This is a genomic window from Jeotgalibacillus proteolyticus, from assembly GCF_002926065.1.
Taxonomy (GTDB): domain Bacteria; phylum Bacillota; class Bacilli; order Bacillales; family Jeotgalibacillaceae; genus Jeotgalibacillus; species Jeotgalibacillus proteolyticus.
The window spans coordinates 172,040-187,590 of record NZ_PREZ01000001.1 but is presented as its reverse complement, the minus strand read 5'-3'; the positions used below and the strand labels follow the sequence as shown (position 1 = coordinate 187,590).

Here is a 15,551-nt window from a genome sequence, read left to right as displayed (position 1 = left end):
AAAAAGACGTGACTATTGTATCTGATGTAAAGACCCTATATACTAAAGGGACGTATGGTTCTAAACCATTTATATTGTTTGTTGCAGAAAACTAGAGCTTACCAGGAGCTTCTGTTTTTTGTTTTGATAGAAAGGGGATTTTCTCATGAACGAAGAGCAGCGTCTTGCAGGGCAAAAAGCCTCCGTAACACCTGCCAAGGGCACGAATGAAAAAGATTACAGTCAATACTTTCAAACGGTTTACAGCCCGCCTTCTTTAAAAGATGCAAAAAAACGTGGCAAAGAAGAAGTTGCCTACCATAAAGATTTTACGATTGATCCTGCCTATGCCGGCATGGGGAAAGGCCGTAAATTCTATATCCGCACTTATGGCTGTCAAATGAATGAACACGATACAGAAGTAATGGCAGGTATCTTCCTGCAGCTGGGTTATGAACCAACCGATACAACAGCAGATGCAGATGTGATTTTGTTAAATACATGTGCCATTCGAGAAAATGCCGAGAACAAGGTTTTTGGTGAAATCGGCCACTTAAAGCCGTTAAAGCTTGAACGTCCTGATTTACTTATAGGGGTTTGCGGTTGTATGTCTCAAGAGGAATCTGTTGTAAATAAGATTCTTAAAACCCACCAGCATATCGATATGATCTTTGGAACGCATAATATTCACCGTCTGCCTAACATCTTAAACGAGGCTTATTTGAGCAAAGAGATGGTCGTTGAAGTCTGGTCAAAAGAAGGGGATGTCATTGAAAACCTTCCAAAAGTCAGAAAAGGGGCAATTAAAGGCTGGGTAAATATTATGTATGGCTGTGACAAGTTCTGTACGTACTGTATCGTTCCCTACACCCGGGGGAAAGAACGAAGTAGAAGACCTGAGGATATTATCCAGGAGGTCCGCCATTTAGCCGCTCAAGGCTATCAGGAAATAACGCTTCTTGGACAGAATGTTAATGCATACGGCAAAGACTTCGAAGATAACACTTACGGCTTAGGTCAGCTGATGGACGAGCTCCGAAGCATCGATATTCCGAGAATACGTTTTACCACAAGCCATCCAAGAGACTTTGATGATTATTTAATCGAGGTACTTGCTAAAGGCGGAAACTTGGTTGAACATATTCATTTACCGGTTCAGCATGGCTCTTCCCAAATATTAAAATTAATGGCACGAAAATATACAAGAGAGCATTTTATTGAGCTTGTCGGGAAAATCCGCAAAGCGATTCCGAATGCTGTTTTAACTACTGACATCATTGTCGGCTTTCCGAATGAAACAGAGGAGCAATTTGAAGAAACCCTCTCGTTGTACAAAGAAGTCGGGTTTGAGACTGCATTTACGTATATTTACTCTCCCCGTGAGGGAACGCCTGCTGCTAAAATGAAAGACAATGTTCCAATGGAAGTTAAAAAGGAACGGCTGCAGCGATTAAATAATCTCGTAAATGACATGTCCAATGCAGCACTGAAAAAGCTTGAAGGACAGGTTCTAGAGGTTCTGGTGGAAGGGGAAAGCAGAAAAAATAAAGACGTTCTTTCCGGCTATACCAGAACGAGCAAGCTTGTAAATTTTGCAGCACCAAAGGATGTTATTGGAAAGTTAGTGAAAGTAAAAATAACGGAAGCTAAAACATGGAGCCTGAATGGTGAAATGATTGAGGCAGTAAAGCCGGCAGAGGTGAATGTATAATGGAAGAGCGTTACACCAAAAAGGAAATTATTGCAAAAGCAAGAGATCTTGCGAAAATGATTACTGCAACAGAAGAAGTGGATTTTTTCAAACGGGCTGAAGCTCAGATTCAGGAGAATCAAAAAATCCGCGAAAAAATTGCAAGCTTAAAAAGCCTGCAAAAGCAAGCTGTTAATTTTCAGCATTACGGAAAAGAGAAAGCTTTAAAAATGATTGAAGAGAAGATTGTTAAAATAGAAGCTGAAATTGATGAGATTCCAATTGTTCAGGAATTCAAGCAATCACAGGTAGAAGTGAACGATCTTCTTCAAATGGTAGCCAATACAGTATCGAATTCTGTTACAGATGAAATTATCCGCCAAACAGGCGGAGACGTTTTAAAAGGTGAAACAGGGGCTCAAGTACGCAAAGGCGGAAGCAGCAGCTGTTCATAATAAAAAGAGGATGGGACCAAACGATTATTTTATAAACGTGAGGTGAACGGAGCGGAAGGGGGCGATTCCTGCGGGAGGAAGCGGGAGCTTGAGATCCACTTGCTGTAAACAAGTTAGCTCAAGCCCCGCCCCGCGGAAAGCGTCCCCCTGAAGCGCAGTGAACCGGGTTTAAGAGGGTGAGACACATTTGTGCCACCCCCTTTTTTTGTCTAAATACGTATGCTGAAAATTGACAATCATTTGAATATTTGATAAAAAGGAATAGTAATCTCTTTTTTTATGCAGAATGTAAGCGATTACATTTTTGGGAGGTGAAATATACGCAAGAAGCAGTACCACACTATAAAAAAGGCAGGGATGAAAAATGACATATGCTAACCCTAATACTGAAGGAGCAATCGTTCACTACAAGGAGCGTTATGAAAACTACATAAATGGAGAATGGGTGCCTCCAGTAAACGGAGAATATTTTGATAACCCGTCACCGGTGAACGGAAAAACGTTTACGCAAGTTGCAAGGTCAACTGCTGAAGATATCGAAAAAGCACTTGATGCCGCCCATAATGCAAAAGATGCCTGGGGAAAGACATCTGTTACGGAGCGCTCAGTCATTTTAAATAAAATTGCAGATCGCCTGGAAGAAAACCTGGAGATGCTGGCTGTTGCTGAAACATGGGAAAACGGTAAAGCAGTTAGAGAAACCTTAAACGCTGATATACCGCTTGCGATTGATCACTTCCGATACTTTGCCGGTGTTATCAGAGCTCAGGAAGGAAGCATTGGAGAAATTGATAACGATACTGTAGCCTATCATTTTCATGAACCGCTTGGAGTTGTCGGGCAGATCATCCCGTGGAATTTTCCTATTTTGATGGCTGTATGGAAGCTTGCTCCCGCTCTCGCAGCAGGAAACTGTGTGGTACTCAAGCCAGCAGAGCAAACACCGGCATCCATTCTGCTCTTAACTGAGCTGATCGGTGACCTGCTGCCTCCTGGCGTTGTAAACATAGTAAACGGTTTTGGTCTTGAAGCCGGGAAGCCGCTTGCTTCAAGCAACCGCATTGCCAAAATTGCGTTTACCGGCGAAACGACGACAGGAAAAATGATTATGCAATACGCGTCGGAAAATTTAATTCCTGTAACACTTGAGCTTGGAGGAAAATCACCTAATATCTTCTTTAGGGATATCATGGATGAAGATGATGATTTTGTGGATAAAGCGGTGGAAGGCTTATTGATGTTTGCTCTTAATCAGGGTGAGGTATGTACTTGCCCGTCCCGTGCTTTAGTTCACGAAGATATATTTGACCGGTTCATGGAAAGAGTTGTAGAACGGGTCAAAGAAATTAACACCGGAAATCCCCTAGATCCTAATTCCATGATGGGTGCTCAGGCCTCTACTGAACAGATGGAGAAAATACAATCCTACCTTCAAATCGGAAAAGATGAAGGGGCTGAGGTTCTTGTTGGAGGTAATATTAATCAGCAAGAAGGAGAAAATGCTGACGGATATTATATTCAGCCAACCATTTTTAAAGGCCGTAATGACATGCGTATATTCCAGGAGGAAATTTTTGGACCAGTGCTGTCAGTCACGACGTTTAAAACAGATGAAGAAGCACTTGCAATAGCCAATGACACGCTTTACGGACTGGGTGCAGGTATATGGACCAGAAATGTAAATACAGCCTACCGCTTTGGCAGAGGCATTCAGGCAGGGAGAGTCTGGACTAACTGCTACCATCAGTACCCTGCGCATGCTGCATTTGGAGGCTATAAAATGTCCGGAATCGGACGTGAAAATCACAAAATGATGCTTGAGCATTATCAGCAGACAAAGAACCTATTAGTCAGCTATAGTCCAAAGAAGCTTGGTTTCTTCTAAAATACTATCCAAAAGCCGTTTCAATCCCTTCTTTGACACGGCTTTTTAACTGATACTTGTACATTAACAATCTACAAAGCTGTTTTATTTTTTGAAGGATAGGGTAATAAAGAAAAAAATGCCGGAAGGGTGATAAACGATGGATCATCATATACAAGCCTATTTTAAAAGTGAAAATGATGCTGAATCAGCAGCTGTTAAGCTTAAAAAGATTAATACAAGAGATGAATTAATTGACTCCATTCCAGGAGGTGGCAGAGAGGTTTTTGTAGTTCCTGCTTTTAATTTTACTTCAGGTGCAACTGCATCCAGTCCGGGGATGATCCCGGCAGCATTAGGAAAAACAAACCGTAATTCATCAGAAAAGTTCACACATATTCTGGAATTTAAAATATCATCAGAAGAACTGAGTGAAGCGCTCGATATCCTGGGAACAACCGAAGCGCATATTGATGAGGAGAGTGCTAAACAGTTTAATGAATAAATTTTTATTTGAGCGGGCAAATCGCCCGCTCTTTTTGTATGCGCGCATTTAATTCCCACACCGTTAAAGAGAAAGTTAACAACTTTCAATGAAAAATTATAGGTTTTCGCACATTCCCTGTCCTTCGTGCATAGGATAAAAGGAAATGAAAGGAGGCCGCATGAATGTCGGAGTACAGAGAAATTATTACGAAGTCCGTCGTGGCCAAGGGCCGAAAGTTTACGAAGTCTCATCACAACATTCAACCCCCTCATCGTCCAACAAGTATTCTAGGCTGCTGGATTATCAATCATAAATATGATGCAAAGAAAATTGGTAAAAAAGTTGAGGTCCATGGTACGTTTGACGTAAATCTTTGGTATTCTAATCACGAAAACACAAAAACATCTGTCATCATTGAGAATGTTTCATACAAGGACATCATTAAACTGAAATACCGTGACTCGGATTACCATGATGACAATGAAATCATTGCACGAGTTCTTCAGCAGCCGAATTGTCTTGATGCCTCCATATCGGACCAGGGATCAAAGATCGTTGTACAAGTTGAAAGAGAAATATTAGTGGAATGTGTAGGTGAGACAAAAATGACGGTCATTTTCCATCGTGACGGGATAGAAGATGATTGGGATGATGATTTTGAAGACGATGAAATTGATGACATTAAAACGGATTTTCTTGATTTTGAGGAATCCAAAAAGAAGTAAGCCAGGTGGCCTCCACCTGGTTTTTCTTTATGTCTTAATGAGCGCAAGTATTTCCTTAAATGCTTAAGCAGTACAACCCTTAAATCTTTAAAAATTGCCTTTAAATATAAGCGGGTGACAAGAAGAGCTTTGTTTCGTTATGCTATACTAGAAAGATGATATTGGTTAAAGAACGGAGTCAGAAAATGAAAACTTATACCCCTATGATACAGCAATATTTAAAAATTAAGGCAGAGGTACCCGATGCCTTTTTATTTTTTCGCCTTGGCGATTTTTATGAAATGTTTTTTGATGATGCATTAAAAGCCTCAAGAGAGCTTGAGATAACGCTAACAGCAAGAGATGGAGGCGTTGAGGAAAAAATTCCAATGTGCGGTGTCCCCCATCATTCAGCTGCCGGCTACATAGAGCAATTAATTGCGAAAGGGTTCAAGGTAGCAATATGTGAGCAGACTGAGGATCCCAAGCAAACAAAAGGTGTCGTGAAAAGAGAAATTGTCCAAATGATTACACCGGGAACAGTCATGGAAGCCAGAAGTCTAGAGGAAAAAGAAAATCACTACATAGCCGCTCTTACCGGGTTTGAGGACGGGTCCTTCTCTATTGCCCATCTGGATCTTTCAACCGGTGAATCGAAGGTTACGCTAGTTGAAACACTTGAAGAGTGTATTCATGAACTTGTTACGATTCAGGCGAGAGAAATTGTTCTCTCATCAGAAGAAAATCCGGAAATAGAAAAAATGCTTCGCGAAAGAAATATCCATTCTTTTTCAATCATGGATGAGTGCAGTGAAGAACCTGCTTTTAAGGAAGTACTTTTGGATCTCAAACAGGAAAAGCTTACAAATGCAATGTGCAGGCTGCTTCACTATACGAAACTTACTCAAAAACGGTCCCTGGATCATTTACAGGCTGCAGCTCCCTATCAAATTGATTCTTTTCTTCGAATGGATCCGAATTCCAAACGAAACCTTGAATTGACGGAAACAATCAGAGGGAACGGGAAGAAAGGCTCGCTTGTGTGGCTTCTTGATGAAACAATGACTGCTATGGGCGGGAGACTTTTACGAAGATGGATTGACCGTCCGCTCATTAATCGCACCGAAATTAATTTTCGCCTCAGTGCTGTTGAAGGGTTCATTGAGGCTTATTTTGAACGCCAAACGCTAAGAGATGCATTAAAGGAAGTTTATGATTTAGAAAGATTGGCAGGACGGGTTGCTTTCGGCAATGTGAATGCAAGAGACCTTGTACAACTAAAAAAATCTCTTCAGCAGGTGCCGCTGATTCAGCAAACGCTGACTCAAACTGAACACCCGGAGATCGGTAAACTGGCTGATAAAATGGATCCGTGCAAAGACCTGGCAGAAATGCTTGAAAAAGCAATTATTGATCAGCCTCCGTTAGGTCTTAAAGAGGGAAACTATATTAAAGATGGATACAACGCTGAGCTTGATCAGTACCGGGATGCGGGCAGAAACGGAAAAACATGGATCGCTGAGCTTGAGCAGAAGGAACGTCAGAAAACAGGCATTCGCTCACTTAAAATTGGCTATAACCGCGTGTTTGGCTACTATATAGAAGTGACAAAAGCAAATCTTGGTGCGCTGCAGGAAGGGATGTATGAAAGGCGGCAGACTCTTACAAATGCGGAACGCTTTATTACACCTGAGCTAAAGGAAAAAGAAGAGCTGATCCTTCAGGCGGAGGAAAAGTCTACAGAACTTGAGTACAGGCTGTTTCAGGAGTTAAGGGAAATGGTTAAAAATGAAATTCCCCGTCTTCAGACGCTTGCTCAGGAAGTGAGCAGACTCGATGTCCTGCAATGCTTTGCGACAGTCAGTGAAAATCAGAGATATGTAAAACCTGAATTTAATAACGACCGTACGATTTTGATAGAAGAAGGGAGGCATCCGGTGATTGAAAAGGTCATGGATGCTCAGGAATACGTTCCAAACAATTGCAAAATGAGCAAGGAATGCGAAATGCTGTTGATTACAGGACCAAACATGTCAGGTAAAAGTACGTATATGCGCCAGGTCGCATTAACCGCTATTTTAGGCCAGATAGGCTGTTTTGTTCCTGCAGAAAAGGCAAACCTTCCTATCTTTGACCGTATCTTTACCCGGATTGGAGCAGCTGATGATCTTGTATCCGGTCAAAGTACATTTATGGTTGAAATGCTTGAAGCAAGACACGCGCTCGCTCATGCTACTCAAAATAGCCTGATTTTATTTGACGAGATTGGAAGAGGGACGTCCACTTATGACGGAATGGCTCTTGCACAGGCAATTATTGAGCATGTGCACAACAAGGTAGGCGCAAAAACTCTTTTCTCCACTCATTACCACGAGCTTGTTGATCTTTCAAAAGAGCTTGAGAAGCTTGTTAATGTTCACGTAGCTGCTACAGAACAGGATGGTCATGTTGTGTTTTTGCATAAAATCAAAAAGGGCCCGGCAGATAAGAGTTACGGCATCCACGTAGCAAAGCTTGCCAATCTTCCTTCCCCGCTTATTGAACGGGCAAATGAATTACTTAAGGGCTTTGAAGCTCCTTCTGCTAAGCAGGAATTACGTGAACAGGATACTGTTGGGCAGCTGTCTCTTTTTGGGGAAGTGAAAGAAAAGAAAGTAAAAAAACAAAACCAAAGCCGCATTCAGCGGGAGGTTTTAAATTTAGACGTACTTGAAATGACGCCGTTAGAGGCGCTTAATGAACTATATCGGCTGCAAAAATTAGCCAAAACGGAGACGAATTAAAATTTTCCTAATAAAGTAGGTGAAAAGAAATGGGAAGGATCCATCAGCTTAATGAATCTTTAGCAAATAAAATCGCAGCAGGTGAAGTTGTAGAGCGTCCGGCATCAGTCGTTAAAGAGCTCGTTGAAAATGCGGTGGATGCCAACGCTACCGTTATTGAGATTGATCTTGAAGAAGCGGGTTTATCAGCTATCAGGATTAGAGATAACGGTGATGGGATTGAAACAGAAGACATTCTGCTGGCATTTTCCCGTCATGCAACGAGTAAAATTCAAAATGAACATGATTTATTCCGAATTCGCACGCTTGGCTTCAGAGGCGAAGCGCTGCCGAGTATCTCATCTGTTTCTAAGATTGAGGTCACAACCTCTACAGGCGAAACCGGAGCTTACGTGAAGCTTGAGGGAGGAGAGGTTCTTGAGCAAAAACCGGCTCCGCTAAGAAAAGGAACAGACATTCATATAACTGAGCTTTTTTACAATACACCTGCACGGCTTAAATATTTAAAAACGATTAATACTGAGTTAGGAAACGTGACAGATATTGTCAACCGGCTTGCACTGTCCCATCCTGAGATCTCATTCCGTTTACGACATAATGGCAAGCCTCTTTTAAAAACCAATGGAAAAGGCGATGTTATACAGGTTATTGCATCGATTTATGGAGTTGGCATGGCGAAGAAAATGCTGCCTTTTAAAGAGGAGTCGCTTGATTTTAAAATTGAGGGCTGGGCTGCTCTTCCTGAAATGACTCGTGCGTCCAGAAACTATATCTCAGTGCTCGTAAATGGCCGTTATATCAAGAACTATGCCATTGCTAGAGCCATCCAGGCGGGGTATCATACCTTATTGCCAATTGGACGGTTTCCTATTGTCCTGCTATCCATAAAAATGGATCCTGTTCTGGTGGATGTTAATGTGCACCCTTCAAAGCAGGAGGTGCGATTTAGCAAAGAGCAGGAACTGATCGAACTGATTACCAGGGTTTTAAAAGAATTGTTTAAGCAGCAATCACTTATCCCCGGAGGCGAAATAAAAAAACCAGCGAAGGTAAGAGAAACTTCAGAACAAACTCAATTTACCTTTGATTTTCAATCCCAGCCAGTGAAGGCGTCTTTACCAGAAGCTGAAAGATTGCCTTTTAAAGAACAGGAAGAAGAATTGAGAGGGATTGAAGAAGTTCAGGAGGAAAAAGAAGCTGAATGCTTTTATGCCAGACCTGATACTGAAGATGCAATTACCGTAAATGAACCGCCTGAAAAATCTCAGGCTCCCGCTACGGCAGAAATTGAAAGAGTCCCTTCACTTGATGCAATTGGACAAATGCACGGGACGTATATATTGGCCCAAAATGAAAATGGTTTGTATATTATTGATCAGCATGCTGCCCAGGAAAGAATAAAATATGAATTTTTCAAGGAAAAGGTAGGGCAGGTGGAGCCAGAGCTTCAGGAGCTGCTCATGCCTTTAACGCTTGAATACTCAACAGACGATAAAATTAAAATTCTTGAAAATAAAATTTTACTTGAGGATTTAGGCGTATTTTTAGAAGAATTCGGACGAAACGGGTTTATAGCCAGATCCCACCCTGTGTGGTTTCCAAAGGGACAGGAGCAGGAAATCATAGAGGATATGATTGAGCAGCTTCTTGAAATGAAAAAGGTCAGTTTAAAGAAATTAAGAGAAGAAGCTGCGATTTTAATGAGCTGTAAAAAGTCGATTAAGGCAAATCATTATTTGCGTAAAGAAGATATGCAGCAGCTTTTAGAAGATCTCAGAAAAACAAATGACCCTTTTACCTGCCCTCATGGAAGACCCATTATTATTCATTACACGACCTATGAGATGGAAAAAATGTTTAAAAGAGTTATGTAAGTTCAGGGTCATTACCCAATTTTGTTTAATATACTTTAAAAAGGGTATTGAATAATGCCCTTTATTTCTGTATAAATGATTTCATGCTGGGTATTCAGAATTTCTGGAGGGGTGGCAGTGGATAAAATTCCTGAGAGCAAATCTTTTTTTTCACCCTCTATTAAGGTAAGCGGGGAAACATTTCCTGTAGAACTCACCGAATATAGAGATTATTTTGTACTGTCAGCAAAAATTAATGGAGAAAAAGTTGTTGCTGTGCCGGGATTTGACATCAGGATGATGAATGATCAGCTCCACCGGAATATCTTATATTATATAGATCAAAAAGATCAGCTGTAGTGCCTGTTTATTAACTAAACAGGCGCTTTTTTATGAGCAAAGATGATTTGATAAATAATAAAAGTCATACCTGGAATAACATTTTAATATAATGGGTATTCAAAAAGTAAATTGTTTTATGAAAGGGGGTCGCCTAATGAAACTTCAGGAAAAAAAACTGATCCTTTTAACCAGACTTTTACTCATAATAGGCGGAGTTTCTACGCTTTTTTATTATTTAAATTCTTTTCACATTACTGTATTATCAACGGTCTTTTTAGTAACCTCAATCGTTTCATTTTTTGCACTCATCATTGTAGGGATATTGCTTATTTACCGGTCCTCTCATACACCTGCAGAAAAAAGATATCTTTAATTCTCCGTTGTACTGATGTTATTTACTCAAAATTATTATATTATTTAAAGCAGAGCGGGTACGGTATAGAAAGGAGCAGTACGAAATATGGCATTTAACGACCAGCAGCTGCTGCCAGCTATCAGATCAATGAAGGACTTTGATAAATTACTTAATTATAATTACAGGTATGGGGTTTTTCTGGACCTTCATATAAGCATGCTGAAAAGCGTTTATGAATACGCAAGATCAGAAGGACGGGAAATGTTCTTGCACATGGATTTAATACATGGTCTCGCAAATGATGAGCATGCAACAGAATACATCTGTCAGACGATTAAACCTTATGGAATTATTTCAACGAGAAGCAAGGTTATTCAAAAAGCAAGGCAATTGAAGGTTCAAGCAATTCAAAGAACGTTTGTTATTGATTCAAATGCTTTGGACAGAAGTATCCAGCTTATCCAAAAAACCGATCCTGACTATATTGAGTTACTGCCTGGTGTAGTGCCAAAAGTAATTGAGCGGGTAAGTGAAAAGACCGGGAAGCCAATTATAGCAGGCGGTCTGATTGATACACCAGAAGAAGTGGAAGCCGCTCTATCTGCAGGTGCAAATGCAATCACGACTTCCTCTCATATTCTCTGGAAACATTTTTCTGTTAATAAATAATAATAGAAACGGTTGACAGCGTTTTCATAAGCTGTTAAGCTAGGTTCAAGTTAATATTCTGTGCAGAGATGAAGAGACTCACATGTACTTTTACCCGATAAAGGGTAAAGTCTGTGAGTTTTTTTGTAGAAATTAATTGGTAAAAATTTACTAAATGGAGGAACAATTATGGGAGGATTTTTAGCAGAAATTATTGGAACAGCAATACTGATCGTGTTTGGTGCAGGTGTGTGTGCAAATGTAAATTTAAAGAAATCTTTCGCCTTTAACGGCGGGTGGATTGTGATTGCTTTTGGTTGGGGCCTTGGAGTAGCAATGGCTGTTTATGCAGTTGGCCAGTTTTCCGGAGCCCACTTAAACCCGGCAGTAACACTGGGTCTGGCTTTTAATGGGGACTTTCCATGGAATGAAGTTCCTTCTTATGTGATTGCTCAAATGATTGGGGCAATCATCGGTGCTTCAATTATTTGGATGCACTTTCTACCTCACTGGAAAGCGACGGAGGACCCTGCCACTAAACTTGGTGTATTCTCAACAGGTCCGGCAATTCCTCACTTTTTCTCAAATCTATTAAGTGAGATTATCGGCACATTTATTTTAGTGCTGGGGATTCTATCAATCGGAGCAAATGAATTTACAGAAGGACTTAATCCATTTATCGTGGGGATGTTAATTGTTGCAATTGGCTTATCTCTTGGCGGAACAACTGGATATGCGATCAACCCGGCAAGGGACCTTGGACCAAGAATTGCCCATTTTATTCTTCCTATTGCAGGAAAAGGGCCATCAAACTGGGGCTATTCATGGGTGCCGGTACTGGGGCCAGTTCTTGGAGGATCATTAGCAGGTTTATTTTACCGAAGTGTATTTATGGGCGACACCACCATTTGGCTTTTTATCATGGTTGCAGTTACAGTGGTTTGCCTTCTGCTAATGTTGGTTATTGATAAAAGAGAAACACAGCATAAAAAAGAAGAGCAGATATCTGCCTAAGGAGGAATTGGAATGGAAAAGTATATTTTATCGTTGGATCAGGGTACAACGAGTTCAAGAGCAATTTTATTTAACAAAAAAGGTGAAATCGTTCAGGTTTCCCAAAAAGAATTTCAGCAGATCTTTCCAAAGCCAGGGTGGGTAGAGCATAATGCCAATGAAATCTGGGGATCGATCCTTGCGGTTATTGCTTCAGTTTTGTCTGAGTCAGGAGTCAGCGCAAAGCAAATTGAAGGAATTGGCATTACCAATCAGCGTGAAACGGCTGTTGTTTGGGATAAGGACACGGGCGTCCCGGTATACAATGCAATTGTATGGCAATCCAGACAAACAGCAGGAATATGTGAAGAACTAAAAAATCAAGGACATAATGATACTTTCAGAGATAAGACTGGTTTATTAATAGATGCCTATTTTTCAGGGACGAAAGTAAAGTGGATCCTTGACAACGTAGAAGGTGCACGCGAAAAAGCAGAAGCAGGAAAACTGCTGTTTGGTACAATCGACACATGGCTAATTTGGAAGCTTTCAGGCGGAGAGGCTCATGTAACCGATTATTCTAATGCTTCGAGGACGTTAATGTATAATATCTATGATCTGCAGTGGGATGATGAACTGTTGGAATTACTCGATGTCCCGAAGTCTATGCTTCCTGAAGTAAAGCAATCCTCAGAAATTTATGCCAAAACAGTAAGTTATCATTTCTTCGGCGAAGCAATTCCAATTGCGGGAATTGCCGGAGACCAGCAGGCAGCACTTTTTGGCCAGGCGTGCTATAAAGAAGGAATGGCTAAAAACACATACGGCACCGGCTGCTTTATGCTAATGAATACCGGGGAAAAAGCTGTTAAATCAGAGCATGGCCTGTTAACGACTCTAGCATGGGGGATCGACGGGAAAGTGGAATATGCACTTGAAGGCAGTATTTTTGTAGCCGGCTCTGCTATTCAATGGCTGCGAGATGGATTAAGAATGCTAAAAACCGCCCCGGCAAGTGAGGATTATGCCAAGCGGGTTGATTCAACAGAAGGAGTTTATGTAGTGCCTGCATTTGTTGGGCTTGGAACGCCGTATTGGGACAGCGATGTAAGAGGCGCGGTGTTTGGTCTTACAAGAGGAACCTCAAAAGAGCATTTTGTTCGTGCTACACTTGAATCCTTGGCTTATCAGACTAAGGATGTACTAGATGCAATGGAAAAAGACTCAGGAATTAAGTTAAGCAAACTTCGTGTTGATGGTGGAACTGTTAAAAATGATTTCCTTATGCAATTCCAAAGCGATCTATTACATGTACCGGTTGAACGGCCGGTCATCAATGAAACCACTGCACTGGGAGCAGCCTATTTAGCTGGACTTGCTGTTGGTTATTGGGAGAGCAGAGATGAAATTGCTGATATGTGGAAAGTGGAAAAAGACTTTGACCCTTCAATGGAAGAAGAAAAAAGTGAAGAGTTATATTCAGGCTGGCAAAAAGCTGTGAAAGCAGCTATGGCTTTTAAATAAAAGCCGAATATGGTATAGTGTAATTAAGTTAATAAACGGGTAGAGAAACAGAGAGGCCTGAATTCATTATGAATATAATTGTTCATAATGTTTTCGGTCTCTCTTTTTTATTGTTTACTAAAAACATTTTTATTGCTCTATTCTTTTATTGAAATGGCTAAGATATATTTTAAGGAGGATTTTAAATGACGAACTTTTCAAGTACAAATCGTGAGGAAACACTTAAAAAAATGGAGAATGATGTATATGACATTATTGTCATAGGCGGTGGAATTACCGGTGCAGGAATCGCACTTGATGCAGCTACGAGAGGTATGAAGGTTGCAGTTGTGGAAATGCAGGATTTTGCCGGCGGAACATCCAGCCGATCCACCAAGCTTGTTCACGGTGGCCTTCGCTATTTAAAACAATTTGAAGTAAAGCTTGTAGCAGAGGTGGGAAAAGAAAGAGAAATCGTTTATGAAAACGCACCTCATGTTACAAATCCTGAATGGATGCTGCTGCCAATTCATAAAGGGGGAACTTTTGGCAAGTTCAGTACGTCGGTTGGACTGCGGGTATACGATTATCTTGCAGGCGTGAAAAGACAGGAAAGACGAAAAATGCTCAGCGCAGATGAAACAAGTAATAAAGAGCCGCTAATTAAGAAGGATGGTCTTCGCGGTGGCGGGTACTATGTTGAATACCGCACAGATGACGCGAGACTGACGCTTGAAATTATTAAAAAAGCAGTTGAGTCAGGAGCAGACTTCGTTAATTACGTAAAAGCTGAACGGTTTACGTATGATAAGAAGAAAATTTCAGGCATTGAAGCTACTGATCAAATAACCGGGAAAAAACATATCCTTATGGGACGTAAGGTAGTCAACGCAGCAGGCCCATGGGTTGATGATGTAAGAGATAAAGACTATTCAAAAAATGTAAAACAGCTTAGACTGACAAAAGGAGTACACCTGGTGCTTGATCAGTCTGTGTTTCCGCTTAAGCAGGCCGTATATTTTGATACACAGGATGGCCGTATGATGTTTGCAATCCCTAGAGATGGAAAAGCTTATGTAGGAACTACCGATACTTTTTATCATAATTCTGAAGATACTGCTAATCCTAAAATGACGGTTGAAGACAGAAACTATATACTGGATGCCATACATTATATGTTCCCTGAGGTCAGCGTAACTGCTGATGATGTAGAATCCAGCTGGGCTGGGGTAAGACCGCTTATTTATATTGAAGGCAAAGACCCTTCAGAAATTTCCCGTAAGGATGAAGTGTGGGAGCATGACAGCGGCCTGATCACGATTGCAGGCGGGAAGCTGACAGGGTACCGCAAAATGTCTGAGCATGTGGTTGATCTTGTCGCTAAGCGGCTGAAAAAAGAAACGAAACAGGCATTCGGTCCTTGTAAAACAGAGCATTTACCACTATCCGGGGCTGATTTTGGCGGCTCGAAGAATTTACAAGCGTTCATCAATCAAAAAGCAGAAGAAGCTGTTCAGTTTGGTTTAACCAGAGAAGAAGGGAAAGCTTTGGCATCATTCTATGGGACAAACGTAAATAAATTATTTACAATTGCTCATGCTGCAAGCGGACTTGAATTTCATGCACCAATGACTCCTGCTGTTTATGCAGAAGTCGTTTATGCCATTCAGGAAGAAATGGCCGTTAAGCCTGTTGACTTCTTTATTAGAAGAACAGGAAGATTATATTTCGATCTTGATTGGGTTATAACCTACAAAGAGCCAGTAATGAAAACGATGAAAGCATTGCTGAAGTGGGATGAAGAAACATATCATTCTTTTGAAAAGGAATTGGATAAAGCAATAAATGATGCAGTAATTCCTGTTGATTTAACTGCCCGCACGTAAATAGGAGGT

General features: G+C 41.0%; 13 protein-coding genes. All 13 read left to right on the top strand.

Annotated features, from left to right (window positions below; translation table 11 throughout):
• The first annotated feature begins 145 nt into the window (after window positions 1-145).
• A complete protein-coding gene (miaB, locus tag C4B60_RS01015; protein WP_104055831.1) occupies window positions 146-1,690 on the top strand; it encodes a tRNA (N6-isopentenyl adenosine(37)-C2)-methylthiotransferase MiaB in 1,545 nt (514 codons plus the stop codon).
• Window positions 1,690-2,124, top strand: a complete 435-nt coding sequence (locus C4B60_RS01010) for a YlbF/YmcA family competence regulator (RefSeq protein WP_104055829.1) — start codon at window positions 1,690-1,692, stop codon at window positions 2,122-2,124. Before miaB ends, C4B60_RS01010 begins: the two co-directional genes overlap by 1 nt.
• A 364-nt stretch (window positions 2,125-2,488) precedes the next feature.
• Complete coding sequence (gene adh, locus C4B60_RS01005; RefSeq protein ID WP_104055827.1) at window positions 2,489-4,009, top strand: aldehyde dehydrogenase; 1,521 nt, start codon at window positions 2,489-2,491, stop codon at window positions 4,007-4,009.
• 139 nt (window positions 4,010-4,148) lie between these two features.
• On the top strand, window positions 4,149-4,493 hold the full coding sequence (locus C4B60_RS01000; protein ID WP_104055825.1) for a hypothetical protein: 345 nt from the start codon (window positions 4,149-4,151) through the stop codon (window positions 4,491-4,493).
• A 164-nt stretch (window positions 4,494-4,657) separates the two neighbouring features.
• Complete coding sequence (cotE, locus tag C4B60_RS00995) at window positions 4,658-5,200, top strand: outer spore coat protein CotE (protein ID WP_104055823.1); 543 nt, start codon at window positions 4,658-4,660, stop codon at window positions 5,198-5,200.
• Between the two features lie 185 nt (window positions 5,201-5,385).
• Window positions 5,386-7,962, top strand: coding sequence for a DNA mismatch repair protein MutS (gene mutS / locus C4B60_RS00990; protein WP_104055821.1), 2,577 nt, complete (start codon window positions 5,386-5,388; stop codon window positions 7,960-7,962).
• Between the two features lie 29 nt (window positions 7,963-7,991).
• Window positions 7,992-9,836, top strand: a complete 1,845-nt coding sequence (gene mutL, locus C4B60_RS00985; RefSeq protein ID WP_104055819.1) for a DNA mismatch repair endonuclease MutL — start codon at window positions 7,992-7,994, stop codon at window positions 9,834-9,836.
• A 75-nt stretch (window positions 9,837-9,911) separates the two neighbouring features.
• Complete coding sequence (locus tag C4B60_RS00980) at window positions 9,912-10,175, top strand: hypothetical protein (protein ID WP_135122084.1); 264 nt, start codon at window positions 9,912-9,914, stop codon at window positions 10,173-10,175.
• A gap of 136 nt (window positions 10,176-10,311) precedes the next feature.
• Window positions 10,312-10,530 carry a hypothetical protein gene (locus C4B60_RS00975; protein WP_104055815.1) on the top strand — a complete coding sequence of 73 codons (219 nt, stop codon included), beginning with the start codon at window positions 10,312-10,314 and terminating at the stop codon, window positions 10,528-10,530.
• 87 nt (window positions 10,531-10,617) lie between these two features.
• Complete coding sequence (locus C4B60_RS00970; RefSeq protein ID WP_104055812.1) at window positions 10,618-11,181, top strand: glycerol-3-phosphate responsive antiterminator; 564 nt, start codon at window positions 10,618-10,620, stop codon at window positions 11,179-11,181.
• Between the two features lie 168 nt (window positions 11,182-11,349).
• On the top strand, window positions 11,350-12,174 hold the full coding sequence (locus C4B60_RS00965) for an MIP/aquaporin family protein (protein WP_104055809.1): 825 nt from the start codon (window positions 11,350-11,352) through the stop codon (window positions 12,172-12,174).
• Window positions 12,175-12,186: 12 nt separating this feature from the next.
• Window positions 12,187-13,677, top strand: coding sequence for a glycerol kinase GlpK (glpK, locus tag C4B60_RS00960; RefSeq protein ID WP_104055806.1), 1,491 nt, complete (start codon window positions 12,187-12,189; stop codon window positions 13,675-13,677).
• Between the two features lie 185 nt (window positions 13,678-13,862).
• Window positions 13,863-15,542 (top strand): glycerol-3-phosphate dehydrogenase/oxidase, encoded by a 1,680-nt coding sequence (locus C4B60_RS00955; RefSeq protein ID WP_104055804.1) that lies wholly within the window; start codon window positions 13,863-13,865, stop codon window positions 15,540-15,542.
• Window positions 15,543-15,551 lie beyond the last annotated feature (9 nt).